The organism is Nodularia chucula CCY0103, assembly GCF_963923915.1.
Lineage (GTDB): Bacteria > Cyanobacteriota > Cyanobacteriia > Cyanobacteriales > Nostocaceae > Nodularia > Nodularia chucula.
The window spans coordinates 1-26,688 of sequence record NZ_CAWUOL010000010.1 but is presented as its reverse complement, the minus strand read 5'-3'; the positions used below and the strand labels follow the sequence as shown (position 1 = coordinate 26,688).

Sequence of the window (26,688 nt, the reverse complement as noted above, 5' to 3'; positions counted from 1 at the left end):
TAGCCCAAACTGCGGCCACAAAAATCAAATAGGACTCCTAATCAAACAAGCGTTATAGCGATAAATCATGAATAATATATTAGAGAGCTATTCACATTTCTTAAATATTGAGCTTTATTGGAAAAATGGCGAGAGACTTACGGGGATTCATTAAAATTTTGGAAGAAAGAGGACAATTAAAGCGAATTTCAGCTTTAGTTGACCCAGAATTGGAAATTGCAGAAATTTCCAACCGAATGCTGCAACAGGGTGGGCCAGGATTGTTGTTTGAGAATGTCAAAGGTGCATCCTTCCCGGTGGCGGTTAACTTGATGGGAACTGTGGAAAGGATATGCTGGGCGATGAATATGCAGCATCCAGAGGAGTTAGAGACTTTGGGTAAGAAGCTGAGTATGCTGCAACAACCAAAACCACCCAAGAAGATTTCCCAAGCTATAGATTTTGGGAAGGTGCTGTTTGATGTGGTGAAGGCTAAACCCGGAAGAGATTTTTTCCCTCCTTGTCAGCAAGTAGTGGTGCAAGGGGATAATTTAGATTTAACTAAGTTACCGTTAATACGTCCTTATATTGGTGATGCTGGGAAAATTATCACGCTAGGATTAGTCATTACCAAGGATTGTGAGACGGGTACACCAAATGTAGGCGTGTATCGATTACAACTGCAATCTCCAAATACCATGACAGTGCATTGGTTATCTGTGAGGGGTGGGGCGAGACATTTACGCAAGGCGGCTGAACGTGGTAAAAAATTAGAAGTGGCGATCGCACTGGGAGTAGATCCGTTAATAATTATGGCAGCTGCGACACCCATCCCTGTAGATTTATCAGAATGGTTGTTTGCGGGATTATATGGCGGTTCTGGTGTCAATTTAGCAAAGTGTAAAACTGTAGATTTAGAAGTTCCCGCAGATTCAGAATTTGTCTTAGAAGGGACAATAACCCCAGGGGAAGTCTTACCAGATGGACCCTTTGGCGACCACATGGGTTACTACGGCGGTGTAGAAGATTCGCCATTGGTGCGGTTCCAATGTATGACCCATCGCAAAAACCCGATTTATTTGACTACCTTTAGCGGTCGTCCACCGAAAGAAGAAGCGATGATGGCGATCGCATTGAATCGGATATATACTCCTATTCTGCGGCAACAAGTCTCCGAAATTGTCGATTTCTTCCTACCAATGGAAGCCTTAAGTTACAAAGCGGCGATTATTTCCATTGATAAAGCATATCCAGGACAAGCCAGACGAGCAGCACTAGCCTTTTGGAGTGCCTTACCCCAATTTACTTACACTAAATTTGTCATTGTTGTAGACAAAGATATAAATATTCGTGATCCGCGTCAAGTAGTGTGGGCTATTAGTTCCAAAGTTGATCCCACCAGAGATGTCTTTATTTTGCCCCACACACCCTTTGACACCTTAGATTTTGCCAGTGAAAAAATTGGTTTAGGTGGCAGGATGGGAATTGATGCCACCACCAAGATACCACCGGAAACAGATCATGAATGGGGTTTACCCTTAGAATCAGATCCCGATGTAGCCGCAATGGTAGACCAACGTTGGGCAGAATATGGTTTAGCAGATTTAAACTTAGGAGAAGTCGATCCAAATTTGTTTGGTTATGATATGCGTTGACACTCCTGGTCTAAAGACACGGAGATTCTTGGTTTAGCGAGTAGGGGCGGGTTTAGAGATATGATTGATAATTAACCAAGATATTGGTTAACCCGCTCCTACAATTAGACCCCTTACGGTATCTAACCAGTATGTGCTTCTCTCTTCGCTTGCACCGGAGGGGGAATTAGAAATTGGTGATTCATTGAGTTGGTAAACAGCTAAGAAGTCTTGGCGTTACCTTTTGCTCACTTTTTGATTCAACACAGAGTCATGAGAGTTTGAGAGGTTTCTTGCGTTAGGTGGTTGGGTGTTTTTTTATTTGGAAGTCCCCAAACTCAAGATTCTGCTCTTGCCCAATTTTCTAAATTAATACCTTTAACTCTTAACAAATCAGAATCATTAGAGACTAGCATTAAGCCGCGTGTAATTGCTGTAGCAGCTATCAATATATCTTGCTCTTGAATAGTAAAACCCCGGCGCTTTAAATCTACATGGATTTCGCAGGCTTTCTCTATAATCTCCATATCATCGAATAACAGGATTGTATATTTTTCAAAGAACTGCTTAAATTCAGATAACTGTCTCGAAGCATTTATAGATAAAAGTCCTCTTTTGATTTCATAGTAAGTGATGCAACTAATAAATACTTCTTCCCCTTTACGAGTCACTTCCCGTAATTTATTATCTACGGTTACATTCCTTTTCAAAATATAAGAGACAATATTTGAATCAAGTAAGTAATCCACCTATTTATCTACCTTCCACTGCTGCATCAAAAATCGCTATTTGCTCAGGTGTTAAATCATTTAACGTACCTGAAACAGCCTCTAATACCAAGATTTTATCTATTCTTTTGATTAAATCATCCTCGTTAATTTCCCTCATCTCCTCTGGTGAAAACTGCCCAAATAAATCTACCAACATTTCGATCATTTCATGTTGGTTTAACTTAACTTGATATAAACTATTACCCTGAATCAACTTATCCACAATTGGCGAGATTCGATTGTGTAGCTCCTGATTGTAATTTAAAACTTCCTGCATAATTAACCCTCATATATAAACTCATTACCCCAATTATAGTTAATTCCTCTCCGCGTTACCTCTGCGTTAAGCTCCGCGCCCCTCTGCGTTAAAAAAAAGGGGCAGACCTTTCAGCCCACCCCTATAAAATGTAAGAGAATATTCTGTTGCTAATTAACCCAACAAAGCCTTAGCCTTAGCCAAAACATTATCAACGCTAAAGCCAAACTTCTCCATACAAACTCCACCAGGAGCCGAAGCACCAAAAGTATCGATACTAACAGTATCACCTTCACTACCAACATACTTGTGCCAGCCGAAACTAGCAGCAGCTTCTACAGACAAACGCTTAGTAACAGCTTTAGGTAGAACAGACTCCTTATAAGCTGCATCTTGTGCGTCAAACAAATCAGTAGAAGGCATAGAGACAACCCGAACTTTCTTACCTTCAGCTGTCAGCTTCTCAGCTGCGGTAACACAGAGACTGACTTCAGAACCAGTACCAATCAAGATAATATCTGGTGTACCCTGAGAATCTACAATTGTGTATCCACCCTTGGCAACCTTTTCAATTGATGTACCTGGCAAGTTAGGCACAGCTTGACGAGTGAAGGCTAACAGAGAAGGAGCGTTTTCCTTAGCCTTGGTAATTGCGACTTTGTAAGCGCCTGAGCATTCGTTACCATCTGCGGGACGAAATACAGTCAGGTTAGGAATAGCACGCAAGGAAGCCAGAGTTTCTATGGGTTGGTGAGTGGGGCCATCTTCACCTTGTCCAATAGAATCGTGAGTCATCACCCAAATTGCGCCGACTTGAGACAAAGCAGATAAGCGGATAGCAGCCCGCATATAATCGGTAAAAATCAAAAAGGTAGCACCGTAGGGAATTAATCCCGAACCATGCAAACCCATACCATTACAGATAGCGCCCATACCGTGTTCCCGGACACCGAAGTGAATGTTGGGATTTTGGTATTGTCCTTTTTGGAAGTCGCCTTTACCCTTGATTTCAGTTAAGTTAGAGTGGGTTAAGTCAGCAGAACCACCAATTAATTCAGGTAAAACTGCTGCTAATTTATTCAGACAATTTTCTGAGTGTTTGCGGGTGGGAAGTCCTTTGTCTTCGGGGGTGTAGCTAGGTAGTACCTTATCCCAACCGTCAGGAAGTTTGCCGCTAACGTAACGTTCAAATTCGGCTGCTTCTTGGGGATATTTGGCTTTATAGTCAGCAAAAACCTTGTTCCACTCAGCTTCGTAGTCGGCACCACGTTCTACTGCTTTGCGTGCGTGGTCTAAAGCATTTTGAGGAACTACGAAAGGCTCGTGTTCCCAATTGAGTTGTTTACGAGTTAAGGCAATTTCCTCTGCACCCAGCGCCGCACCGTGAACCCCAGCAGTATTTTGTTTGTTGGGAGAACCATAACCGATGGTGGTTGTCACCTTAATCATGGTGGGTTTGTCGGTGACAGCTTTGGCAGTTTCAATGGCTTTGGCAATTCCCTCTAAATCGGTGTTACCATCTGCAACGTGGAGGACGTGCCAGCCATAGGCTTCAAAACGCTTGGAAACATCTTCTGTGAATGCTACATCTGTAGAACCATCAATAGAGATGTGGTTGTCGTCGTACAAAGCAATGAGTTTGCCTAATCCCAAGTGACCTGCGAAGGAAGCAGCTTCACCGGAAATGCCTTCCATGTTACAACCATCACCCAAAATTACGTAAGTGTAGTGGTCAACAATTTTGGCATCTGGTTTGTTGTATTTAGCTGCTAAATGGGCTTCTGCCATTGCTAAACCAACTGCATTAGCAATACCTTGTCCCAAGGGGCCAGTTGTAACTTCTACACCGGGAGTTTCAAAGTTTTCTGGGTGTCCTGGGGTCTTAGACCCCCATTGACGGAATTGCTTGATATCTTCTATGGTGACGCTATCGTAACCTGTCAAATAGAGCAGGGCGTACAGCAACATGGAGCCATGACCAGCAGACAAGACGAAGCGATCGCGGTTGAACCACTTGGGATTTTTGGGATTAAACCGCATGAAGCGATCCCAAAGGACAAAAGCCATAGGCGCAGCGCCCATTGGTAATCCTGGATGTCCTGATTTGGCTTTTTCTACAGCATCAACGGCTAAAAAGCGAATCGAGTTAATACAAAGTTCTTCGAGGGATTGGGTTGCAACAGCCATAATCTCTTATTCTTAACGACAGGTTAACACTCTTGGAGCTTTTTTTCTAACTGGGATTGTTCTGCACAGTTACCAGTTAACAGTTAAAGGTTATCAGGTTTCCTCCTTCAACTTGGTAACTGCATCACTGACTGAATTTTCCCGATAGTATCTTTATCATCCCATTCCCTATTGTTGATGGACAAGCGGGACTTCTGAGATTCTAGTGATAAATCAGGCTAATAATTAGGGCATGACGAACCCTTGATTGAGCCATCAAGGATATTTGAGCTACTTTTTTTCACACAATCATCTCAGGAGAGCCGAAAAACGGCAGGTTGGAAAGTTTTAGGCGTACTTCTTAAAGGCTAGTGTGACATTATGACCACCAAAGCCAAAGGAATTGGATAATGCCACGGACACTGTTTGAGCGCGGCTGACATTAGGCACATAATCTAGGTCACAGGCTGGATCGGGATTTTCCAGGTTGATGGTGGGTGGAATCTGGTCATGGGCGATCGCCAATACCGTTGCTACGGCTTCAATGCCTCCGGAACCGCCTAAAAGGTGTCCAGTCATGGATTTGGTGGAACTGATGGCGACTTGATAAATGTGTTCGCCCAAAGCGGTTTTCATAGCCGCAGTTTCCGTGGAATCATTGGCTGGGGTACTAGTACCATGAGCATTAATGTAACTCACCATATCCGGGGTAATACCGCCATCTTTGAGAGCTAGTTGAATGGCTCTGGCTGCACCTTCGCCTCCTGGAACTGGGGCAGTCATGTGATAAGCGTCACAGGTCATCCCATAACCCACCATTTCGGCATAAATGCGAGCGCCACGACTGAGAGCGTGTTCTAGCTCTTCTAGGATGAGAACGCCTCCACCTTCACCCATAACAAACCCGTCGCGATCGCGGTCGAAAGGACGACAAGCATGAGTCGGGTCATCATTCCGAGTAGAAAGCGCTCTGGCGGCAGCAAAACCAGCTAAACCCAAGGGTGTAATTGCGGCTTCACAACCCCCACAAATCATTGCCTGAGCATAACCATTTTGAATCAGGCGAAAAGCATCCCCAATGGCGTTGGAACCTGCGGCGCAGGCTGTCACAGCACAGGAATTAGGCCCTTTAGCCCCGGTGTGAATTGCCGTTAATCCCGCCGCCATGTTAGCGATCATCATGGGAATCATGAATGGACTACAGCGATCTGGCCCTCGATTCAGGTAGATAGTTTGTTGGTCTTCCATAACCTTCAATCCGCCAACCCCAGAGCCAATCATCACTCCCACCTGTTCAGCATTGAGTTCATTAATGACTAATTTGGCATCGGCTACAGCTTGTTTAGCCGCTGATACTCCAAATTGGGCAAACCGATCCATGCGCTTGGCTTCTTTGCGATCCATGTAAGCCAGTGGATCGAAGTTTTTTACTTCACCTGCAATGCGGCAATCATGGCTAGAGGCATCAAAAAATGTGATGGTATTAATGCCATTGCGTCCGCTTAACAAGCCTTCCCAATATTCATCTGGTGTATTACCAATGGGTGTAATCGCGCCAACACCAGTTACAACAACGCGTTTACGTTTATAGTCTGTCATTTCTTAGTTCAAATTGGCGAGAAAGCAGCAAAAATAGGAACTGGGGAGTGGGAAGCAGGTTTGGGAAGAATCCCGATAATAGTTTATTAAGAAGGTTTTTATCTATATCCAATTATTACCAGTGCTTAATACCCAGTACCCGAACAATGAGCGTATTTCAACTACGCTCAATACAAGTAGCCGAAGTGCAATACCCAATCCCCAATCGCTGTTTAGGCAGATGCGGCAACTTTGTCGTTGATGTAATCCACCGCTTCTTGAACCGTCGTAATTTTTTCGGCGGCTTCATCGGGAATTTCAATATCAAATTCTTCTTCTAATGCCATGACTAATTCCACTGTATCTAGGGAATCAGCATTCAGGTCATTGGCAAAATGAGCTTCTGGTGTAATTTTGTCCTCTTCAACACTGAGTTGATCGACAACAATTTTCTTGACCTTTGCAAAAATTTCTGTTTGACTCATACGATCACAATCCTTGACAATTTTTTATTAGTGGGCGACGTGCTTTTCAGCATATACATCTTATCGGAAAGCGGGATCGCCCGTATACTACCCAAGGCTTTTCCTAAAGAAAACTCTCATACTCACACCACCTCTAATTTAGGTCATGATGTGGGAAGTGTGGGGAGTGTGGGAGGTGTGGGAGGTGTGGGGATTGGGTTAAAACCCTTGTAGAAGAAAAACTTTTGCTTCTTCGGACACATAGCGCGATCGCCTACAATTTCCTACAATTTAATGTAAAGATCCTTAAATACTTATATGCTCTCTCCTCAGCTAAAATACGCTTATTACCCTGGTTGTGTAGCTCAAGGAGCTTGCCGAGAGCTTTATTTATCTACTCAAGCATTGACTCAAGCATTGGGTATTGAACTAATTGAACTTAAAAAAGCTGCTTGCTGCGGTTCCGGCACATTTAAAGAAGATTCTCAATTACTAGAAGACACTGTTAACGCCCGTAATATCGCCTTAGCAGAAGAGTTAAATCTCCCTTTACTGACCCATTGCAGCACTTGTCAGGGTGTAATTGGTCATGTCAACGAAAACCTGAAACAGTGTCAAACAGATAACCCCGGCTATGTTGAGCAAGTCAATGGCTTACTTAATAAAGAAGGGTGTTCCCCTTATCGTGGGAGTACGGAAGTTAAACATATTCTCTATGCCTTACTCACAGATTATGGTTTAGAGGAAATTACTCAGCGTGTAACTCGCAAGTTAACAGGATTGAAATGTGCCGCTTTTTACGGCTGCTATCTCCTGCGCGCTCAAAAGTATATGCCCTATGATGACCCTTTTCACCCCGAAGGCATGGAAAATATGTTTCGGGCTGTAGGTGCAACACCAATTTATTACCGTGGACGTACCCAATGTTGTGGCTGGCCTCTTTCTAGTTACGCCACTAAGGAATCTTTCAAAATGGCTGGGATGCACATTCAAGAGGCTTTAGCTAATGGTGCTGATTGTATTGTGACTCCTTGTCCATTGTGCCATCTGAATTTAGATTCTCGTCAGCCAGAAGTAGAAAAAGTAATTGAGCAACGCCTTGGTTTACCAATCCTACATTTACCGCAATTAATAGCTTTGGCTTTAGGAGTTAGCCCCCAGGAGTTAGGTTTAGATCGTCACATCGTTTCTACTAAGTCAGTGTTGGAAAAATTAGGAATTAGTTATTAGTCATTGGTCATTAGTCCTACTTTTCGGGATGCTACCCATTAAGTGCAGCTATGCCGTAGGCTTTACGACTAAGATCAGGCAAAGCCTTCCTCCTGCTTCTTCTCCCCTGCCCCCTGCACCCTTGCTTCTTCCCCACACTCCCCACTTACTTCTTTCCTGACTGGCGTTGTAATTGCCTGAAGGATTGATACATTTCTGGCAGGCGATTATATATAGCAGACACCTTAAGATATAATTTATGGGGAATTGCTGGCATTCCAGAGACAGTTTCTCCTGGTGGAACATCACTATGAACCCCGGCTTTAGCAGAGGCGATCACTCCATCACCAATTGTTACTTGATTACCAACCCCTGACTGTCCCGCCAAGATGACGCGATTCCCTAATTTCACGCCTCCAGCTAGTCCGGCTTGACCTGCGATCGCACAACCAAAACCAATTTGGCAACCATGCCCTATTTGGACTAAGTTGTCAATTATTGTATAACTACCTACTCTAGTTTCTCCCACGGCTGGACGGTCAATGGCACTATTGCAGCCAACTTCCACATGGTCTTCTAAGACAGTGTAGCCAGATTGTTCCATTTTTAACCAACCAGTGCGGGTAGGCACAAAACCAAAGCCTTCTGCACCGATGACAGCCCCACTATGAATTACGCAATCTGCACCGATGCGAGTCCGTTCATGAATTGTACAGTTAGCGTGTAAGGTGGTGCGATCGCCTATCTTCGTATCGGGATAAATCACCACATTAGGATGAATAATTACACCATTGCCAATTTCCACCCCTGGCTGAATCACAACATGGGGACCAATATAAACATCATCACCGATTTTGGCACTGGGATGAATTACTGCCGTCGGATGAACTTCTGGTGCTGGGCGGTATGGTTGGTAAAACAGCGAGATCGCTTGAGCAAAAAGCAATCTAGGCTCTGGCGTAGCTATCCAAGCCATACCCCGTGATTGTGCTTGTGAATGTAATTTTTTATCTACTGGCAAAATCAAAGCGCTAGCCCTTGTCTCAGCGACAAAAGAGGCAAATTTTGCTCCTTCTACATAACTCAGATCACCAAGTTTAGCCTCATCTAAAGCCGCTAAACCCGTAATTTCTGGGTTGGTATGTTGTCCATAGCTGAGGCTATTATCCGTAGCACCTTCAGCAAGTTTACTGACGATTTCGCTAAATTTCATAGTGATATATCTCAAGGTCAACTACAAAGGCAAAGTCATGATCATTTTCAATAGAGTTTATCTTGAAATAACTCATTCCCGAAATATTCGCAAATTCGCCGCATAAACTCTATAAATACCAGTATTTAGCTCAATATTACTCCAAATTATTTTCTAGTATTTAACTGACATAGCATAAATGTATACTTTACCCAATGAATTTTATGTATTTTTTTTTACTGATGCTGATAAAATTTTGTAAATATCAAAATAACTACGAGACTTTTACTAATCATCTATATTACAGTAGTGTTAAAATCGGCTTGTATATGATAAAGCATACAGCTAGTAACATATTTTTATGCAGAGATAGTTGATCAGTTCTATCACCAATTAAGTCAAAATAGGACGGAAATAAACCGTAATAATTTAGACAAAGTTACTCAGGGTTTGCAACTACACCAACGCATCAATATTTATGAATAGTCAGAGCATTACAACTAGTAATACCAGCGATAAACTAAGTAAAGCGCCTCTAGATTTACGTGCGCCTTCAGCTGTAAAAGTCAGAAGAGGGTTGTGGTGGCTCAGAATGGTAACACTGACCACAGTAGACTGGATGGTTTTATATTTAGCGTGGGTATTAGTCCAAGATAATCCTTTATCAGTAAATTCCCTGTGGGATAATCCGGATCTCTACATACCTGGGTTAGTTATGTTGCAAATAGCATCACTGATTCTTCAAGGTACTTATAAATCAGGTGCAAGTCGTTGTGACTACGGACGGATTATTAAAACATTAACCTTTACCCAGGTGTTAATTTTAGTTTTCTGTTTTTTATATCAGCCCATCGTCGCAATTCCCCGCACTGGGTTTATTTTATCCTGGCTGCTGAGTATATCTTTCGTATGCGGGGGGAGATTTTTCGTCGATCTGAATCTAGAATATTTGCGCCGACGAAAAATATTGGGGCGGAATTTTTCCTTTGTAATTGCTGATCCAGAAAATCATGATGCTGTAATTAATTTAGTCAAAAAAGAAAAAGGATATGTAATTTCCGGAAGTGCAGAGGCTAAAGCATTAGATAGAGACTATCGCCAAGCCACTCTAGAACAGATGCAGCAATTGGGCATAACAGAAATTTTTATTGATTGGGAAGCGATCAAAAACAGAATGTTCTTGTGTTGGTTATTTCAAGCATCGGGGATAACAGTACATATTTTGCCGATGGACTTAAAACCAATCTACAGAAATGTAGAAATGAAGAAAATTGGAGGAATGACTTCTTTAACCTTTCGCGCTCCAGTAATTACAGGTAAAGACTTTTGGATTAAGCGGAGTTTTGACTTTTGCTTTACAGCTTTATTTCTGGTTTTTACCTTTCCTGTTTATCTGGCGATCGCCGCAGCTATTAAACTAGATTCCCCAGGTCCAGTATTTTATAGACAAACTCGTGTAGGACTGAGTAGAAGCACATTTCAAGTCTGGAAGTTTCGCACGATGAGAACTAATGCAGACAAACTCCAAAAAGAATTAGAAGCCTTAAACGAAACTAAAGATGGTGTACTATTTAAAATCAAAGATGATCCACGTGTCACCCGTGTAGGTAAATTTCTCCGCCGTTACAGTTTAGACGAATTACCCCAACTATTTAACGTTTTACTAGGAGAAATGAGTTTAGTTGGTCCTCGTCCCTTACCCACTAGAGATGTAGATCATTTTTCAGAACGCCACTTCATTCGCCAAAAAGTTCTCCCAGGTGTCACAGGACTTTGGCAAGTGTCAGGACGCTCAGATATTTTAGATTTTGAGCAAGTCATAAATCTCGATCTTAATTACATTGAAAATTGGTCAATAAAATTAGATTTTGAAATTTTAGTGCGGACAGTGGGAGTAGTTTTCAATAAAAAAGGGGCATACTAATATTTAGCGTATGTGTAATAAACCGGGTTAGTGAAAAAATAGCAAAAATATATCAGTAACTCGGTATATTACCTACTATGCTCGGAAAAAGAGCGGATACTTCCAAAAACTAATTAAAATTTCTTTTCATTGATCATTCATTGCAATTTGCAAAATTGAAATATCACAAACAAAATTTTAGAAAAGCACTTAATTCTAACTCCTTCCCCAGTATCTAATCTTGAGCTTATATCTTTGCCAAATTCCCAAACTGCTGTAATGTAAATTATTACTCAAATTAGAGATAGAGATAATTGGTAAATCTCCAATGAAAAAATTATAATATTCCTGGTTTTGATTAGATTTGATTAAAATAGCCAACAAATAAACTGATAGCAGCATCATCTAAGTGACTGGCAGATAATCTTTGATTTCTTCAGGATTTTTTGATAAATATCAATAGGAGAATTTGTAAATGTCAAAAAAAGCTACTGGGAAGGCAGATTTGATTCAATGAATAAACGGGAGAGTATTGCTCAAATCATCAAAAAGATTCAACAGCCAGGGTTGATGGCTTCTTTTATCAAAAAAGCCGGCATAGCTTTTGTCATTCAAGTGTTGGGTGTGGGTTTAGGATATCTACTGCAAGTTTTCCTGGCCAGAGTTATGGGAAGTGAGGAATACGGACTCTATACCTATATTTTGGCATGGGCGACAATTTGTGCAGTGATTTCCAATTTGGGTATACCTGTTGCAGTCTTACGCTTCATTCCTGAATACACCACCAAAGGTGATTGGGGACGATTTCAAGGAGTAATTCGCGGTAGTTCCCGACTGACCTTTGCTTCCAGTGTCGGGATGTCTATATTATTGACACTGATAGTGCTGTCAGTAAACTACTACAGACAAGTAGAAAATCTCATTCCCATCCTATTTGGAATTTGGACAGTCCCACTACTAGCTTTAGAGAACTTACAAGGGAACTTTTTTCGCGGTAGTCGGCTAATGGTAGCAGCCTATGGCCCCAGTAAAGTCCTGCGTCCTGTGCTATTTATCATCGGTACTTGGGTAATACTTCAATTGGTAGAAACTGGACAAATATCCAGTCAACTAGTATTTATTATTACAATAATAACATACGTGCTTTTAATATTTAGTCAACAACTGCTGATTCATCAAGGCTTACTAAGTCAAGGGGAAAAAACCACACCCATCTATGAACTACGTTCGTGGCTGCGTGTTTCACTACCTTTATTGTTGATTGTTGGCTTTGTGATCATCCTCTATCAAACTGATATTTTGATGATTGGAGTCATATTAGGGCCAGCCCAAGTTGCTTTGTATAATGCAGCCACAAAAACCTCCTATTTAGCCAGTTTTGTCTATATGGCAGTAGAAGCGATCGCCGCCCCCACCATTGCCTCACTTTATACAGCAGGCGATCGCATCGAATTACAAAAAATGATGACAACAATGGCACACTTGGTTTTTTGGCCAAGCATGATCATTACCCTCTTCCTGTGTTTATTTAGTGACTACATCTTGGGAATGTTTGGCGCTGAATTTATCGCAGCAAAATGGCCTCTAGTCATCTTGGCATTAGGACAACTGATTAATTCAGCCACAGGTCCAGTGGGATATATGCTTGATCTCACAGGACACCAAGATCAAAGCGCCCGTGTCAGATGCTTTACAGCCATCACCAACATAGTTTTAAACTCCATTTTAATTCCTCAATTTGGCATTATTGGCGCAGCCATAGCCACATCCACAGCAGTTATCTTAGATAATGTCATAATTTATTGTTTAGCTGTTAAATATATAGGTGTTCATTCCGCAATTTTTTCTCAAGTTTTCTTAAATTTAATCACTAGCAAAAAAACATAAAAACCCTTAAAGTATCGCACAAAAATTATGACTCAACATAGCCAAGAATTAGTAAGTGCAGTTATCCCTACACGCAACAGGCCAGATATGGCTAGCAAAGCAGCCAAAAGCGCCTTAACTCAAACCATACAATCCCTAGAAGTCATTGTCGTCATAGATGGACCCGATGAAGCTACAGTTAATGAACTCAAAAAAATAGAAGACCCACGACTCAGAGTCATCGCATTACCAGTTAATATCGGTCCTGCAGGTGCGAGAAACATTGGTGTTAAAGAAGCAAAAGGAACTTGGATAGCCTTTCTGGATGATGATGACGAATGGCTTCCCCAAAAAATCCAGCGTCAAATAGAACTAGCGCATCAGTCATCTTACACTTTTCCTATTATTTCCTGTCGCTTCTTTGCCCAAACCGCAAATGGGGAATTAATTTGGCCTAAAAGACTACCCTTTCCCGCCGAATCTGTGAGCGAATACTTATTTGTTCGTAACTCGTTATTTCTGGGTGAAACTTTTATCGCTACCCCTACAATTTTTACAAAAAAAGAATTATTAGAAGCCACACCTTTTAATGAAGATTTACCCAGACATGAAGATTTTGACTGGTTAATTAGGGCTACTCTAAACAAAAATGTCGGCATAGAATTTGTCCCTGAACCCCTAGTTAAATTCAATGCCGTTTATAACCCCAAACGCAAAAGCTTAAGTAACATCAATAACTGGGAATATTCCTTAAATTGGATTAACTCCGTGCGCCATATAGTCACCCCAAAAGCATATTCAGCATTTGTCACCACAGTTGTTAGTTCCCAAGCAGCCACAGACCGCAATTATCAAAGCTTTATCCCCATTCTATGGCAAGCCATCAGATTTGGTAAACCTCGCAGTCTGGATATATTACTATATTTATCCATGTGGTTTATCCCGAAAAATTTCCGTCAAGTAATGCGTTTTCTTTTGAATAAAAAACCCCAAAAAACATCCCATTACAAGTCATCTTAGTTCTGTATTCTATTTATGAATAAACGCCTAATCCTGGCTGAACAGATATTCACAGTAGTTTCCTTAGTCAATTATACAGGAGGTCCATTAGCTGTAATTTTATCAGGAGGAGCCAGCGAAGGTGATAACTCTATAGTCACAGCAAATTATGCCTTAATTCAACTTGTTTTCTTCCTCAACTATGCAATTTCTTTCTTTCTACTGGTTTTACGCTGGAAGAAAGTCCTGACAATTATGAGTAAAGATAGATACATAATTGTATTAATAGGACTGTGTTTCCTCTCCTATTTATGGAGTCCTGTACCAAGCACTACCTTAGTTCGTAGCGTAGCACTACTGGGTACTACCTTATTTGGAGTTTACTTAGGGACTCGGTATAGTTTAAAAGAACAACTTCAGTTACTAGCCTGGACTTTTGGAATAGTGATTATCCTCAGTTTGCTATTTATTGTCGCCTTACCTAAATATGGAATCATGGGGGGTAAACACGCAGGCGCATGGCGGGGAATATTTACTCATAAAAATGTTTTAGGAAAAGTCATGATTTTAAGTGGCTTGATTTTTTTACTGACAGCCCTAAACCAAAATAAATACAGATGCTTATTATGGGTAGGATTGGGATTTTCCATGATTCTTTTATTGCTAGCTAGATCATCTTCATCAGTTATTAACTTTTTAATTATTCTGATTGCTTTGTTCTTCATTAAAACAGTCCGTTTACCATATATACTGATGCTTCCAACCCTGCTTTTGTTAGCTGTCATCGGACAATTTTCATATTTAGCAATCGTAGATAATCTAGAATATCTCTTGGGTGCTATGGGTAAAGATACCACCCTGACAGGACGTGCAGACCTTTGGCCAGCAGTGTTAGATAAAATTTGGGAGCGCCCTTGGTTAGGTTATGGTTTTAGTGGGTTTTGGGGTGAGTGGGATAGTGAATCTGCTTATGTTTGGAGAGCCACAAAATGGAACCCTCCTAACTCTCATAATGGTTTGTTAGATACTTGGTTAGATTTAGGTTTAGTGGGATTATCTATATATTTATTAGGATTTTTAGTAAATGCATTCAAGGGATTAGCTTGGGTACGAATAAGCAAAAGTTGGGATGGTTTTTGGCCGATCCTGTGTATGATTTACTTTTGGTTATCTAACCAAACTGAAAGCGCTTTATTACGGCAAAATGAAATTTATTGGTTGCTCTATGTAACGGTAATTCTATCAATGTTAAAATATCCTGATTCCTTGAAGAAAATCAATATATAAAAATCCCCAAAATTCATTTACATCAAATATAAAATTTGTTGATATCCAGCAATGATAATTAATTTTTTTCTTGTAGGCTGTTTTCAATCATAGTAAACTTTATCCCTCATAATTGAAACTTAAGTATGAAAATTGTTCAATTAGTTACGCAAATGGAAGCTGGTGGAGCGCAACGAGTCGCCATGCTACTTAACGAAGCTCTGCAAAATCGCGGTTATGATGCAGAAGTATGGTTTTTGTATCTTAAACGTCCTACCTATGTGGATTTTCCAGGTGTAAAAGTTTTATTAGAACATCCACCTTCTGGGTTAGATTACTTACAGATTATATTTAAGTTTCAAGAGTTACTGCGATCGCATAAGCCGGATATTTTGATTACCCATACTCACTATGCGAATGTTATCGGTCAGTTTATAGCTAAATTTTGTGGCGTACCGGGAAGATTAGCAGTTCAACATAACCCAGTCCAGACTTATCCCAAAGCAGCAAGGTTTGTCGATAGGGTTTTAGGCACAAGAGCTTTTTACACTGCAAATATAGCAGTTTCCCAGGTGGTGGTAGATTCCGTAGTTGACTACCCATTAAAGTATAAAAAATATGTAAGAAAAATATATAATGGTATCCCGCAATTAAATCCCCAAAATTCTGCTAAAGAAGTTCTTACCCGTTGGAATTTACCAGCCGATATCCCTTTACTGGTGAATGTTGGTAGATTGGCTCTGCAAAAGAATCAAACTACTTTGATTGAAGCACTGCTATATATACCTGAAGCTCATTTAATTCTCATAGGTGACGGTGAATTAAGAACAACCTTGCAGGAAAAAGTTTCCACCTTGAAATTAGAGGAGAGAGTTCATTTTTTAGGTGAGATGAAATCTGAGGATGTCTTGGATTTGCTATGTATTTCAGATGTGTTTGTATTTCCTTCTTTATATGAAGCAATGCCAATGGCTTTAGTAGAGGCTATGGGTTTGGGTATACCTATAGTTGGGGGTGATATACCAGCCATGCGGGAAGTTTTGGGTGATGCAGGCCTCATTGTACCTTCAGATAATGCTGAAAAAATAGCAATATCTGTGCAAGAAATCCTAGATTCTTCAGAGTTGGCTGAAAATTTGCGTCAATCTTCTTTAAAACGTGCATCTTTATTTTCTGTAGAAACAATGGTGGAATCTTATGAAAAACTCTTTAGATGAAGGGGATATTCCTCAGCCAATTGCAATTTTAGGTGTGACTATTCACCCTCTGTCTATTTCTCAGCTTAATGCTTTGATTGGTGAAGCTGTTGATCAGCAAAAGAAGTGGATAATTGCTCATCATAATTTGCATAGTGTTTATAATTATCATCACAATTCCAAAATGCGGGATTGTTATGCTCAGGCGAAATATGTACATATAGACGGGATGGCTTTGGTATTGTTGGGAAAATTTTTAGGTTTTTCTCTAGAACGTGAGCAAAGAGTGACTTATGTAGATTGGATTAATCCGTTAATGGCGGCGGCGGCTGAACGGGGCTGGCGCGTATTTTATTTGGGTTCAAAACCAGGAATTGCAGAAACGGGTGTGGAGGTTTTTCGACAAAAGTTTAATGACTTACAAATAGTCACGGCCAATGGTTATTTTAATAGTTGTCAGGATAGCCCAGAAAATCAAGAAATCCTCACACAGATTAATCAATATCAGCCGCACATTTTGATGGTGGGTATGGGTATGCCACGACAGGAAAACTGGATTATAGACAATTTAGATCAAATTTCTACTAATGTGATTTTACCCTGTGGAGCCGCTATTGATTATGTTGCAGGGGCAATTCCTACTCCGCCAAGATGGGCTGGTAAAACTGGTTTAGAATGGCTATTTCGTCTGATTGCTGAACCTAAAAGATTATGGCGACGGTATTTACTGGAGCCTTGGTTTTTATTAAAACTATTGTTACTAGATTTGTGGCATAATTACAACGGACGTGAGTTGAAAAAATAACTCTAACTGTAGAAAAATGTTGATTTGAAATCGCATACAAAAACATGAATTATTTGAGATCCCATACCTCGGCTTCAGAGAGATTATTTACTCGGCGACAGACACTGTTGTTAGGTCTGGGAGGATTGACTGGTCTCGGTGCATCTACGCTGGCTCATCAATTTATGAATCCGTCATTCAATTTGACGCAGCCCACATTGAATCCGCCAACGTTGAACAACTTTAATTTCGCTAGTTTAGGTAATACGCCTTTACGCCAACGAGCCGCTAACAAGGGATTAATTTATGGGGCTGCTGTGCGCCAGTATGCTGTATCTTCAGACACTCAATTTGCACAGGCTGTAGTGCGTGAATGTGCGATGATTGTCCCAGAATGGGAACTAAAGTGGAATTTTTTACGCCCGACACCGAGTACCTTTGATTTTGGACCGGCTGATTGGTTGTTTAATTTTGCTCAAACCAATGGACTTTTGTTCCGTGGCCACACTTTAATTTGGCATGAAGTTGGTGCTTTGCCACAATGGTTTGGTAGTGTGGTCAATTTTAGAAATGCTAGACAGTTATTTTTGGATCATATTACAACTGTTGTTAATCACTATCGAGGTAGAATCCATTCTTGGGATGTAGTGAATGAAGCAATTCACATTCCTGATGGACGCAGTAATGGATTACGAAATACTCCTTGGCTGAATTGGTTGGGTGAAGACTATATCAATCTGGCTTTTAGGACGGCAGCTCAGGCTGACCCCAATGCTATGTTGGTCTATAATGACTACGGATTGGACTATGATACACCTCAAGACGAAGCTAAAAGAAATGCTGTTTTAAGGCTATTAGAAAGGTTGAAAGCCCAAGGAACACCAATTCATGCTTTGGGTATCCAAGCTCATTTAATTGGTGGTGAAACTCGCTTTAATGCTCAGAAACTGCGGAACTTTTTGACCGAGGTCGCTAATCTTGGTTTAAAAATTCTGATTACAGAAATTGACGTGACAGATAATCAGTTACCAATAAATATCCAAGCGCGTGATCAAACTGTGGCTGGAGTCTATCAAGATTATCTCGCAACTGTTTTGAATGAGCGAGCTGTGGTTGCTGTGCTAAATTGGGGATTGAGCGATCGCTATACTTGGCTGACAGAATTTGCTGCTCGTTCTGATCAAGCGCCTGTTCGTCCTCTACCTTTGGATGATCAAATGCAGCGTAAATTAGCTTGGAATGCGATGTCTAATGCTTTTAACAATGCTCCCCTGCGTTAACCTAACAATACTCGTTTAAGCACCTATGTATGAGATATTTGCAATATATGGGCGTTGACCATCAATCAGATATCTCATACTTTCTTCAAAAAAGTAGATTTTGTTGCTAGTGATACCTGTTTCTAATGGAGTTAGTATACACTGTAGTCAGTAATTCGTTTAACGGTAGTTACTAAAAAAATATAGCATTTTGCGAAAATTATCTTTAATCTCTTGTTGATATAAGAAGTGGGAATTTAATCAATTTTGACAGAATAATTTGGTAATTTTCTGAATATAGCCTTTCCCAGTCTCATGAAGTACACACCAATTTATTCCCTGTTCCCTGTTCCCTGTTCCCTGTTCCCTAAAACTAAAAAACTTTGTACCTTACGAGCATGGGAACTGCTATAAAAAAATCAATTTCGCAAGTTTAATAATAAAACAAGTTTAATAATAAAAAATTATGGAATATAGAGAATCTCTCGATTTAGACTTGATTCGTTACTTCAGAATAATTAAAAGACGATGGCTACCTATCAGCACTATTTTTATAGGTACTGTTGCCCTGAGTGTTGCAGCAACAACTTTCCTCAAGCCATCCTATGAGGCTGAGGGTAAAATTCTCTTTAGAATGCCTTCTTTTAAGATTGTCGGCACTAGTCTTGTACCCAATTTTAATGAAGGTGATGAAGCGGGATCTTTGAGGAGTTTGATGTCTGATCAAAACCCGATTAGCACACAGATAGAAGTTATTTCTTCTCCGCTTTTATTACAGCAGGTCATAGATAAACTGGAACTGAAAAATAGCGATGGTGAACTGCTGAAAGTTGAATATCTACAAAAGCAACTAACACTGAGAATTATTGGAGGGACTGATGTTTTGCAGCTGAGTTATACTAGCCGTAATCCGGAAGAAGCTGCGGCTGTAGTTAACACTGTCATGAGTCTTTATTTAGAAAATGAGGTGTTGACAAATCGGCGAGAAGCGGAAATTACTCGCAGTTTTATGTCCAGACAACTGCCCCATACTCAAGCTACAATGCGGAAGGCAGAGGCGGCGCTGAGGATGTTTAAACAGCAACATAGTATTGCAGATTTAGGAGAGGAAACACGGATAAGTGTCGGAATTGTTGGCAATTTAGATCAGGAGATGAATACAGTTAAGGCTCAATTAGCTGATATTAATGCTCAAAGTCAGGAACTACGTCAAAAATTAGCTTTAAATTCTCAGGAAGCGATCGCGGTAAGTACTCTGAGTCAGTCTCCTGCTATTCAGGGAGTGTTGGCACAGTTGCAAGATGTAGAAAGACAGTTAGCTAATGAAGGGAGTCGGTTTCAGAATGAAAATCCTGTAATTATTAGTCTAGAAGCGAGAAAGGCTAATTTAATCACACTGCTACAAGAACAAATTGAGGAAACTTTAGGACAACAAACTCAAATCCCTAAAAGTTTGTTGCAAATTGATCAACTTAGACAAAACTTGATCCAAAATTTCCTGCAACTAGAAGTGCAGCGCTTTGGCTTAGATCAAAGGTTAGTATCTTTATCTAATTCCCGTTCTGCTTATGAAGCACGCATGAGAGTTATACCGCAGTTGGAAGAAACTCAACGGGAGTTAGAACGGAAAATTGATGTAGCGCAATCTACATATCAAACCCTACTCAAAAAGGTGCAAGAATTACAATTAGCAGAAAATGTGAATACACCCAATGCTAGGATTATTTCTGAGTCAAGAGTTCCTAACAACCCAGCCGCAAGTAAGAAATTGATTGTTGTGGTTTTGGGTGTGATGTTGGGTGGATTTTTGGCTACTGCTAGTGTGCTGTTGTTCGAGATTAAGGATAAATCTCTGAAAACACTCCAGGAAGTTACAGAGGTATTTCGCTATACATTGCTGGGTGTGATTCCTCTCTCAAGGCAAAAACTACGTTTCCGCGATGATGATTCGGAGTTAAACCGTCCAGAGGTGGCTGTGAGAGATCACCCTCATTCCCTGACTAGCGAAATTTACCGGATGATTCAAGCTAACTTGAAGTTCCTGAGTTCTGATGAGGTGGTGAAAACTATAGTAGTTAGTAGTGCAGTTCCTAAAGAAGGTAAGTCTACAGTTTCGGCAAATTTAGCTGCTGCGATCGCTCAACTAGGACGTAAGGTGCTGTTAATTGATGCAGATATGCGGGTTCCCACTCAACATCATCTTTGGCAAGTAAACAATAGAATCGGTTTAAGTGAAGTTCTTGTCGGTGAGAATGAGTTTGAAACTGCTGTTCATCACGTGATGGATAATCTTCATGTTTTAACTGCTGGAGTTCGTCCTCCCAACCCACTAGCTTTGCTAGATTCCAAGCGGATGGCTTCATTAATTGATGATTTTTTATCTCAGTATGATTTTGTGATTATTGATGCGCCTCCTTTGTTAGTGGCTGCCGATGCTGTCAGTTTAAGCCGAATGTCAGATGGCATTTTGTTGGTAACTAGACCTGGTGTGATTGATTACAGCAGTGCTGCTGCAACTCAGGAGTTGTTGGCAAAAACCAGTCATAATGTCTTAGGTTTGGTGGTAAATGGTGTCAGTCAAATGAATGAATCTAGTAGTTATTTTTACCATGCAGCCAAATATTTCCCCGGTGAAAATTTAACTGTGATCAGGTAACTGGGGACTGGGGACTGGGGACTGGGGATTGGTGATTGGTGATTGGTGATTGGGGACTGGGGATTGGGTATTGGGGACTGGGGATTGGGTATTGGGTATTGGAAACTGAAAATATTTCTCCCCACATTCCCCACATTCCCTACTCCCTACTCCCCATTGCAATACCTGCTAAGTATGAGGTTGTCCAAGCACTTTGGAAGTTAAAACCACCTGTAATCCCATCAATGTCTAAAATTTCTCCAGCGAAGTAAAGACCTGGAATTAATCGGCTTTCCATTGTTTTAAAGTTAATTTCTTTCAGGTTGACACCGCCACAGGTGACAAATTCTTCTTTAAAAACGCCTTTACCTGTGATGGGGTATTCGCCTTGAGTTAGTTCTTGGACTAGTTGATTTAATTTAGGTTTGGAGAGTTCCGCCCAACGGTCTTCTGTGGTGATGCCTGCACGGTCTACAATATATTGCCAGAGGCGATGGGGTAGGTCAATGCCACGATGGAGGGCGATCGCCTTTTGACCCCATTGTGTCTTCACATCTAGGATTTTTTGCCGCACTTGTTCCTGGTTGAACTCCGGTAGCCAATTGACTAATAATGTGGCTTGATAGCGGTTTTCGTGGAGAAATCTAGCACCCCAGGCGGAAAGTTTGAGGACAGCAGGTCCGCTGATTCCCCAGTGGGTAATTAACAATGGCCCTGTTTGTTGTAGAGGGGGTTTACCTGTACCAGCTAACCGGATTTGTACAGAGTTGAGGCTAACACCAGCTAATGACCTGAGTTTGGGATCAGGAATGTTAAAGGTAAATAAGGAGGGTACAGGGGGTTCGATTTGATGACCAAATTCTCTGGCGATTTTATAACCTAGAGGGTTGCTTCCTGTGGCTAAGAGGAGGCGATCGCATTTTTGGGTTTCTCGCGATTTTAAGAAAATTTCAAATCCCGGATGCAGTAGTTTTGCGGAAATTACTGGTGTCTCTAGTCGTAATTCTATCCCAGCTTTTGATGTGGCTTTAATCAGACATTCTGCAATTGTTTCGGAATTATCTGTAATGGGAAACATTCGCCCATCGGCTTCGGTTTTGAGATGTACACCCTGGTCTGTAAACCAATCTACGGTATCTTGAGCTTGAAAGCGAGTAAAAGCACCCCGCAGCGCTTTCCCACCTCTGGGGTAATTTTGCACTAATCTGGCGGGTTCAAAGCAAGCGTGAGTTACGTTACAGCGTCCACCGCCGGAAATCAGAACTTTAGCCAGTGGTTGACGACTAGCTTCGATTAATGTGACTTGGGCTTGAGGATTAGCTTCTGCACAGGCGATCGCGCCGAAAAATCCGGCCGCCCCACCCCCAACAACTACAATATTTAACGGCAACACTTGATTATTCAATGACAAATACTGATTATTTTTTACACTTCTAGGATTTCAAATAAGTCTTTGGTCGCCCCGCACACTGGACACACCCAATCCTCTGGAATATCTTCAAAGGGTGTTCCGGGGGCGATACCGCTATCGGGATCACCGATTTCGGGGTCATATTCGTAGCCGCAAATAGTACAGATATACTTTTCCATATTAGTGTATATTTTACCACTATATTTAGTTTAAAAGCGCCACCAGGTTCTCTGCACATAACTAAGAATCCCCACGGCGATCGCCCCTAGTAAAAATAGCCCAATGATTCCCCCAGGTAGAAACGTCAAAATACCAAAACCTCTCAGTACCCACATAGCTAATCCAATACCGAGAAGAATACCGAAAATTTGGTTTAATGTCCGATTTAAGGAAGATTGATTCACTTCATTTCCCTTTGAAATCAAGAATACCATTTTAGCTGTTGATAGCGGGATTTTCATCTCCAGGTAGTGATATTTTCACCTTACCTAACTTATAGTTTTGATAAAGAGTCATAAAACATACAGTTTTTACCATATAATTCCAGAATAATTTCTTAAACATTACTAGTTTCAGCACCATAGCACTGGTACTGAAATTGAGTTAGTTGAACTCAACCCTATTTAATAGTTTGCAGTTTCAGCGCTAACCGGTGGAGAAGTTGAGGAGTAACGGAAATTAATATGACTGCATCTTATATTTCAAATATCTCAGACTCGATGATTAAAGGTATGAATATGCCTTGGAATCAAGACAAGCAATTGTCAGTGATGGGTGGTGAAGTTTTGGTACAAACCGAATCTCACACAGCTTGGGGTGGTTCTGTTACCGCCTGTATGTACTTACCATTAGTGCGATCGCGGGTATGGCAGCAATTAATTGATTACCCTCGTTGGGTACAATACTTTCCTGATATCACCAAAAGCGAGGTCATATCCCAAGGTGAAGCAAAACGGTTATATCAAGCAGCACAGAAAAATTTCTTATTTTTGACAGCCCAAGTGGAAATTTACCTCAATGTCGTAGAGTTACTAGGAAAGCAAATTCAATTCCGCATGGAGAAGGGGTCTTTCCTCGATTTCACCGCCATGTTAGATTTAAAAGACTATGGTAATGGTACTTTATTAACATATCAAGTCAAAGCCACACCTAATATCCCCATTCCTGCAATTTTCATTCAACAAGCCATGAATTTGGAATTGCCTGCAAATATGCGTAAAATGCGACAAGTTTTGTGTAAGGTTCAATAAAGGCGATGTCACAGGCAAAAACAATTTTGGAATTTTGGTTTGGTCATCCGGATGCATTTGACTATGGCAAACCCCAGGCTGATTGGTTTAGGGAAAATGGGGAATTTGATCAGGAAATCCGTAATCGGTTTTTTTCCACTTATGAAAAGGCAGCAGGTGGATATCTAGACAACTGGATCGATGCACCAGATACCTGTTTAGCACTAATCATACTGTTAGATCAGTTTCCCCGAAATATGTTCCGTGGTCAAGCGGAAGCCTTTGCAACTGACTGGGAAGCACTTTCCGCCGCCCAACAAGCAGTTGTGAGAGGTTATGATTCCCAATTGTTGCCTGTACAACGTTGGTTTATTTATTTACCTTTTGAACACAGTGAAAACCTCAGCCATCAGCGTCAGTGTGTGAAGCTATTTCAGCAACTGAGCCACGATCCTGATAGTGCTACAGCAATTGAACACTCATTGATACATAAGAAAATAATTGAGCGTTTTGGGCGTTTCCCCCATCGTAATAGCATTTTAGGACGTAATTCTACTGTGGCGGAAAAGGAATTTTTGCAACAGCCCAATTCCTGGTTTTAGCAGTTTACAGCGATTTTCAGGTAAATGAACCACATCTTTTTTATCTCACGCAGAGGCGCAGAGGAGCAGAGAGAAATACATGAGTGTGGTCTAAATACATGAAAACTGCTGTAGGTGGAAATTTATAGCAACCGTCAAGGAAGTTATATCAGGTCACCCCACCCCTAACCCCACCCCGCAAGCGAGGCTTCCGTTATTTAGTCATATAGCAACCGCCAAGGACGTTAGGACATAAATTTATCATAAAAGTTATACACCGAAAGGCTTTTACCCCACTCCCCACTTCCTACTCCTTACTCCCCAGCTATATTTATTAAACTTATTGCCACTATTTAACTTTTTCATGATTATTCAATTCTACAAATAATAAAATTTACTAATCAATTACTTTAGAAATTAGCATTTTACTTATTGAAGTTTTCAAGTAAACATAAGAGATAAGGAAACTCACTATACATAATAGATTTTTGGACAAAACTAATGGTTACACTCACACAGCTTAATCAAGTTAGTTCCAACCCTGGACGGTTGACAATTGAAACGGTAGAAATTGCTCCTCAAACAACTGCTATTCGTTGTCTTGATTGGGATAGAGAACGTTTTGATGTTGAGTTTGGTTTAAGAAATGGCACAACGTATAATTCCTTCTTAATTCAAGGTGAAAAAATAGCCTTAGTTGATACTTCTCACCGCAAATTTCACCAATTGTATCTAGAAGTGATTAACGGATTAATTGACATAAATCAGATTGATTATTTGATTGTTAGTCACACTGAACCAGACCATAGTGGCTTAGTTAAAGATATTTTGCAATTAGCTCCTGATATTACTGTTGTTGGGGCTAAAGTAGCAATAAAATTTTTAGAAGATATGGTTCACCAGCCCTTTAAATCAATGCTGGTAAAAAGTGGAGAACGCCTAGATTTGGGAAACGGACACGAATTAGAATTTATTTCTGCCCCTAATTTACATTGGCCTGATACCATCTTCACCTATGACCATAGAACTAGTATTCTTTACACCTGTGACGTGTTTGGAATGCACTACTGTGATGATCAGACTTATGATGAGAATTTTACTGCAATCGAAGAAGACTTTGCATATTATTATGATTGTCTCATGGGGCCGAATGCGCGGTCTGTTTTGGCAGCTTTAAAGCGGATTGACAAATTAGAAATAAAAACAGTTGCCACAGGTCATGGTCCTTTACTAAAACACTCTATTGCTGAATGGATAGGACGTTATCAAACTTGGAGTTTAAGTCAAGCTAAAACAGAGACATTAGTGGCTTTATTTTATGTTGAAGATTACGGTTATAGTGAGAGTTTAGTAAGAGCGATCGCCTCTGGTATTACAAAAACAGGCGTGGCCATAGAATTAGTAGCTCTCAATGATGCCGAACCCCAAGAAATTAGAGAATTAGTTGCACAAGCGGCGGGTTTAGTGATTGCAATGCCTCCCCAATCTTCCATTACAGACCAAGCAGCTTTAAACACTATTTTGGCCGCTGCTCATCATAAACAAGTAATTGGTTTATTAGAGTCAGGAGGAGGAGAGGATGAACCCGTTTATCCCTTACGCAATAAGTTTCAAGAACTAGGATTAATTGCAGCTTTCCCCCCTATTTTAGTTAAGGAAATTCCCACCAAAGTCACAGAGCAATTATGTGATGAAGCAGGAACAGATTTAGGACAATGGTTGAATAAAGATCGCTCAATTAAACAAATCAAATCTCTCAATAGTGAAATCGAAAAATCTCTAGGGCGGATTAGCACAGGATTGTACATTATCACCGCCAAAAAAGGAGACGTTCAAAGTGCAATGCTGGCTTCTTGGGTGACACAAGCAAGTCTTAACCCCTTGGGAGTAGCGATCGCAGTCGCCAAAGATAGAGCAATTGTATCCTTAATGCAGGTAGGCGATCGCTTTGTGTTAAACGTCTTAGAGGAAGGCAGATATCAAGGATTAATGAAACATTTTCTCAAGCGTTTTGCTCCTGGTGCAGATCGCTTTGCTGGAGTCAAAACATATCCGGCTGCTACTAATGAATCGCCTATTTTAGCTGAAGCTCTAGCTTACATGGAATGTGAAATCACCAGCCGCATGGATTGTGGAGATCATTGGGTGATTTATAGCACTGTTCAAACCGGACGAGTTGCCGAGGTAAATGCACTCACAGCCGTTCATCACCGCAAAATTGGTAATCATTACTAGTGACTGGGGACTGGGGACTAGTGACTGGGGACTGGGGACTGGGGACTGGGGACTGGGGACTGGGGACTGGGGACTG

23 protein-coding genes are annotated in these 26,688 nt (G+C 40.9%); 14 read left to right on the top strand and 9 right to left on the bottom strand.

The annotated features are described in order from the left end of the window. The first annotated feature begins 125 nt into the window (after positions 1-125). Positions 126-1,634 (top strand): UbiD family decarboxylase, encoded by a 1,509-nt coding sequence (locus ACM0OP_RS05245; protein WP_414527336.1) that lies wholly within the window; start codon positions 126-128, stop codon positions 1,632-1,634. 317 nt (positions 1,635-1,951) lie between these two features. Here the strand turns inward: ACM0OP_RS05245 and ACM0OP_RS05240 are convergent, their stop codons facing one another. The 5 genes from ACM0OP_RS05240 to acpP all read right to left on the bottom strand — a co-directional run bounded on the left by ACM0OP_RS05240 (position 1,952) and on the right by acpP (position 6,868). Then, positions 1,952-2,362: a type II toxin-antitoxin system VapC family toxin gene (locus tag ACM0OP_RS05240; protein WP_414527335.1), complete on the bottom strand. Its 411-nt coding sequence runs from the start codon at positions 2,360-2,362 to the stop codon at positions 1,952-1,954. A 4-nt stretch (positions 2,363-2,366) separates the two neighbouring features. Continuing rightward, positions 2,367-2,660, bottom strand: a complete 294-nt coding sequence (locus ACM0OP_RS05235; protein ID WP_414527334.1) for a hypothetical protein — start codon at positions 2,658-2,660, stop codon at positions 2,367-2,369. 153 nt (positions 2,661-2,813) lie between these two features. Continuing rightward, complete coding sequence (tkt, locus tag ACM0OP_RS05230) at positions 2,814-4,826, bottom strand: transketolase (protein WP_414527333.1); 2,013 nt, start codon at positions 4,824-4,826, stop codon at positions 2,814-2,816. A gap of 327 nt (positions 4,827-5,153) precedes the next feature. After that, on the bottom strand, positions 5,154-6,404 hold the full coding sequence (gene fabF, locus ACM0OP_RS05225) for a beta-ketoacyl-ACP synthase II (protein WP_414527332.1): 1,251 nt from the start codon (positions 6,402-6,404) through the stop codon (positions 5,154-5,156). 212 nt (positions 6,405-6,616) lie between these two features. Then, entirely contained in the window at positions 6,617-6,868 is a 252-nt protein-coding gene (gene acpP / locus ACM0OP_RS05220; protein ID WP_414527331.1) for an acyl carrier protein, read from the bottom strand. Between acpP and ACM0OP_RS05215 the strand changes: the two genes are divergently transcribed. Both ACM0OP_RS05215 and ACM0OP_RS05210 read left to right on the top strand, forming a co-directional pair. Further along, positions 6,860-7,081, top strand: coding sequence for a hypothetical protein (locus ACM0OP_RS05215; RefSeq protein ID WP_414527330.1), 222 nt, complete (start codon positions 6,860-6,862; stop codon positions 7,079-7,081). The genes acpP and ACM0OP_RS05215 overlap by 9 nt on opposite strands. An 84-nt stretch (positions 7,082-7,165) precedes the next feature. Then, positions 7,166-8,077, top strand: a complete 912-nt coding sequence (locus ACM0OP_RS05210; RefSeq protein ID WP_414527329.1) for a CoB--CoM heterodisulfide reductase iron-sulfur subunit B family protein — start codon at positions 7,166-7,168, stop codon at positions 8,075-8,077. 145 nt (positions 8,078-8,222) lie between these two features. Here the strand turns inward: ACM0OP_RS05210 and lpxD are convergent, their stop codons facing one another. Then, positions 8,223-9,269: a UDP-3-O-(3-hydroxymyristoyl)glucosamine N-acyltransferase gene (gene lpxD / locus ACM0OP_RS05205; RefSeq protein WP_414527328.1), complete on the bottom strand. Its 1,047-nt coding sequence runs from the start codon at positions 9,267-9,269 to the stop codon at positions 8,223-8,225. 457 nt (positions 9,270-9,726) lie between these two features. On the opposite strand from lpxD, the gene ACM0OP_RS05200 reads away from it, so the two are divergent. From ACM0OP_RS05200 to ACM0OP_RS05165, 8 genes are all read left to right on the top strand, one after another. Next, on the top strand, positions 9,727-11,172 hold the full coding sequence (locus ACM0OP_RS05200; RefSeq protein ID WP_414527327.1) for a sugar transferase: 1,446 nt from the start codon (positions 9,727-9,729) through the stop codon (positions 11,170-11,172). Between the two features lie 492 nt (positions 11,173-11,664). Continuing rightward, positions 11,665-13,038 carry a flippase gene (locus tag ACM0OP_RS05195; RefSeq protein WP_414527326.1) on the top strand — a complete coding sequence of 458 codons (1,374 nt, stop codon included), beginning with the start codon at positions 11,665-11,667 and terminating at the stop codon, positions 13,036-13,038. A gap of 27 nt (positions 13,039-13,065) precedes the next feature. Continuing rightward, positions 13,066-14,037 (top strand): glycosyltransferase family 2 protein, encoded by a 972-nt coding sequence (locus tag ACM0OP_RS05190; RefSeq protein WP_414527325.1) that lies wholly within the window; start codon positions 13,066-13,068, stop codon positions 14,035-14,037. Positions 14,038-14,052: 15 nt separating this feature from the next. After that, on the top strand, positions 14,053-15,303 hold the full coding sequence (locus ACM0OP_RS05185) for an O-antigen ligase family protein (RefSeq protein ID WP_414527324.1): 1,251 nt from the start codon (positions 14,053-14,055) through the stop codon (positions 15,301-15,303). Between the two features lie 125 nt (positions 15,304-15,428). Continuing rightward, entirely contained in the window at positions 15,429-16,499 is a 1,071-nt protein-coding gene (locus tag ACM0OP_RS05180; RefSeq protein ID WP_414527323.1) for a glycosyltransferase family 4 protein, read from the top strand. Beyond that, complete coding sequence (locus ACM0OP_RS05175; RefSeq protein WP_414527322.1) at positions 16,480-17,283, top strand: WecB/TagA/CpsF family glycosyltransferase; 804 nt, start codon at positions 16,480-16,482, stop codon at positions 17,281-17,283. The genes ACM0OP_RS05180 and ACM0OP_RS05175 overlap by 20 nt, the downstream gene beginning before the upstream one ends. A gap of 44 nt (positions 17,284-17,327) precedes the next feature. Beyond that, complete coding sequence (locus ACM0OP_RS05170; protein WP_414527321.1) at positions 17,328-18,542, top strand: endo-1,4-beta-xylanase; 1,215 nt, start codon at positions 17,328-17,330, stop codon at positions 18,540-18,542. Positions 18,543-18,987: 445 nt separating this feature from the next. Beyond that, positions 18,988-21,177 (top strand): GumC family protein, encoded by a 2,190-nt coding sequence (locus ACM0OP_RS05165; RefSeq protein WP_414527320.1) that lies wholly within the window; start codon positions 18,988-18,990, stop codon positions 21,175-21,177. A 139-nt stretch (positions 21,178-21,316) separates the two neighbouring features. Here the strand turns inward: ACM0OP_RS05165 and ACM0OP_RS05160 are convergent, their stop codons facing one another. From ACM0OP_RS05160 to ACM0OP_RS05150, 3 genes are read right to left on the bottom strand one after another with little or no spacing between them, the layout of a single operon-like run. Continuing rightward, the gene (locus ACM0OP_RS05160) at positions 21,317-22,549 is read right to left on the bottom strand and encodes a BaiN/RdsA family NAD(P)/FAD-dependent oxidoreductase (RefSeq protein ID WP_414527380.1); all 1,233 of its coding nucleotides are present in this window, start codon (positions 22,547-22,549) and stop codon (positions 21,317-21,319) included. A 32-nt stretch (positions 22,550-22,581) separates the two neighbouring features. Continuing rightward, positions 22,582-22,746 (bottom strand): rubredoxin, encoded by a 165-nt coding sequence (gene rd, locus ACM0OP_RS05155; RefSeq protein ID WP_414527319.1) that lies wholly within the window; start codon positions 22,744-22,746, stop codon positions 22,582-22,584. A gap of 30 nt (positions 22,747-22,776) precedes the next feature. Further along, positions 22,777-22,971: a hypothetical protein gene (locus tag ACM0OP_RS05150; RefSeq protein ID WP_414527318.1), complete on the bottom strand. Its 195-nt coding sequence runs from the start codon at positions 22,969-22,971 to the stop codon at positions 22,777-22,779. Positions 22,972-23,250: 279 nt separating this feature from the next. On the opposite strand from ACM0OP_RS05150, the gene ACM0OP_RS05145 reads away from it, so the two are divergent. The 3 genes from ACM0OP_RS05145 to ACM0OP_RS05135 all read left to right on the top strand — a co-directional run bounded on the left by ACM0OP_RS05145 (position 23,251) and on the right by ACM0OP_RS05135 (position 26,612). After that, on the top strand, positions 23,251-23,817 hold the full coding sequence (locus tag ACM0OP_RS05145) for an SRPBCC family protein (RefSeq protein ID WP_414527317.1): 567 nt from the start codon (positions 23,251-23,253) through the stop codon (positions 23,815-23,817). A 5-nt stretch (positions 23,818-23,822) separates the two neighbouring features. Then, positions 23,823-24,398: a DUF924 family protein gene (locus ACM0OP_RS05140; RefSeq protein WP_414527316.1), complete on the top strand. Its 576-nt coding sequence runs from the start codon at positions 23,823-23,825 to the stop codon at positions 24,396-24,398. A 480-nt stretch (positions 24,399-24,878) separates the two neighbouring features. Further along, positions 24,879-26,612: a diflavin flavoprotein gene (locus ACM0OP_RS05135; protein ID WP_414527315.1), complete on the top strand. Its 1,734-nt coding sequence runs from the start codon at positions 24,879-24,881 to the stop codon at positions 26,610-26,612. Positions 26,613-26,688: the final 76 nt, after the last annotated feature.

What these genes read in the sequence shown, in the direction of transcription:
- ACM0OP_RS05245 (WP_414527336.1), top strand. Translation starts at nt 126, where the DNA reads ATGGCGAGAGACTTACGGGGATTCATTAAAATTTTGGAAGAAAGAGGA.
- ACM0OP_RS05235 (WP_414527334.1), bottom strand. Translation starts at nt 2,660, where the DNA reads ATGCAGGAAGTTTTAAATTACAATCAGGAGCTACACAATCGAATCTCG.
- tkt (WP_414527333.1), bottom strand. Translation starts at nt 4,826, where the DNA reads ATGGCTGTTGCAACCCAATCCCTCGAAGAACTTTGTATTAACTCGATT.
- fabF (WP_414527332.1), bottom strand. Translation starts at nt 6,404, where the DNA reads ATGACAGACTATAAACGTAAACGCGTTGTTGTAACTGGTGTTGGCGCG.
- acpP (WP_414527331.1), bottom strand. Translation starts at nt 6,868, where the DNA reads ATGAGTCAAACAGAAATTTTTGCAAAGGTCAAGAAAATTGTTGTCGAT.
- ACM0OP_RS05210 (WP_414527329.1), top strand. Translation starts at nt 7,166, where the DNA reads ATGCTCTCTCCTCAGCTAAAATACGCTTATTACCCTGGTTGTGTAGCT.
- lpxD (WP_414527328.1), bottom strand. Translation starts at nt 9,269, where the DNA reads ATGAAATTTAGCGAAATCGTCAGTAAACTTGCTGAAGGTGCTACGGAT.
- ACM0OP_RS05200 (WP_414527327.1), top strand. Translation starts at nt 9,727, where the DNA reads ATGAATAGTCAGAGCATTACAACTAGTAATACCAGCGATAAACTAAGT.
- ACM0OP_RS05195 (WP_414527326.1), top strand. Translation starts at nt 11,665, where the DNA reads ATGAATAAACGGGAGAGTATTGCTCAAATCATCAAAAAGATTCAACAG.
- ACM0OP_RS05190 (WP_414527325.1), top strand. Translation starts at nt 13,066, where the DNA reads ATGACTCAACATAGCCAAGAATTAGTAAGTGCAGTTATCCCTACACGC.
- ACM0OP_RS05185 (WP_414527324.1), top strand. Translation starts at nt 14,053, where the DNA reads ATGAATAAACGCCTAATCCTGGCTGAACAGATATTCACAGTAGTTTCC.
- ACM0OP_RS05180 (WP_414527323.1), top strand. Translation starts at nt 15,429, where the DNA reads ATGAAAATTGTTCAATTAGTTACGCAAATGGAAGCTGGTGGAGCGCAA.
- ACM0OP_RS05175 (WP_414527322.1), top strand. Translation starts at nt 16,480, where the DNA reads ATGAAAAACTCTTTAGATGAAGGGGATATTCCTCAGCCAATTGCAATT.
- ACM0OP_RS05170 (WP_414527321.1), top strand. Translation starts at nt 17,328, where the DNA reads ATGAATTATTTGAGATCCCATACCTCGGCTTCAGAGAGATTATTTACT.
- ACM0OP_RS05165 (WP_414527320.1), top strand. Translation starts at nt 18,988, where the DNA reads ATGGAATATAGAGAATCTCTCGATTTAGACTTGATTCGTTACTTCAGA.
- rd (WP_414527319.1), bottom strand. Translation starts at nt 22,746, where the DNA reads ATGGAAAAGTATATCTGTACTATTTGCGGCTACGAATATGACCCCGAA.
- ACM0OP_RS05145 (WP_414527317.1), top strand. Translation starts at nt 23,251, where the DNA reads ATGACTGCATCTTATATTTCAAATATCTCAGACTCGATGATTAAAGGT.
- ACM0OP_RS05140 (WP_414527316.1), top strand. Translation starts at nt 23,823, where the DNA reads ATGTCACAGGCAAAAACAATTTTGGAATTTTGGTTTGGTCATCCGGAT.
- ACM0OP_RS05135 (WP_414527315.1), top strand. Translation starts at nt 24,879, where the DNA reads ATGGTTACACTCACACAGCTTAATCAAGTTAGTTCCAACCCTGGACGG.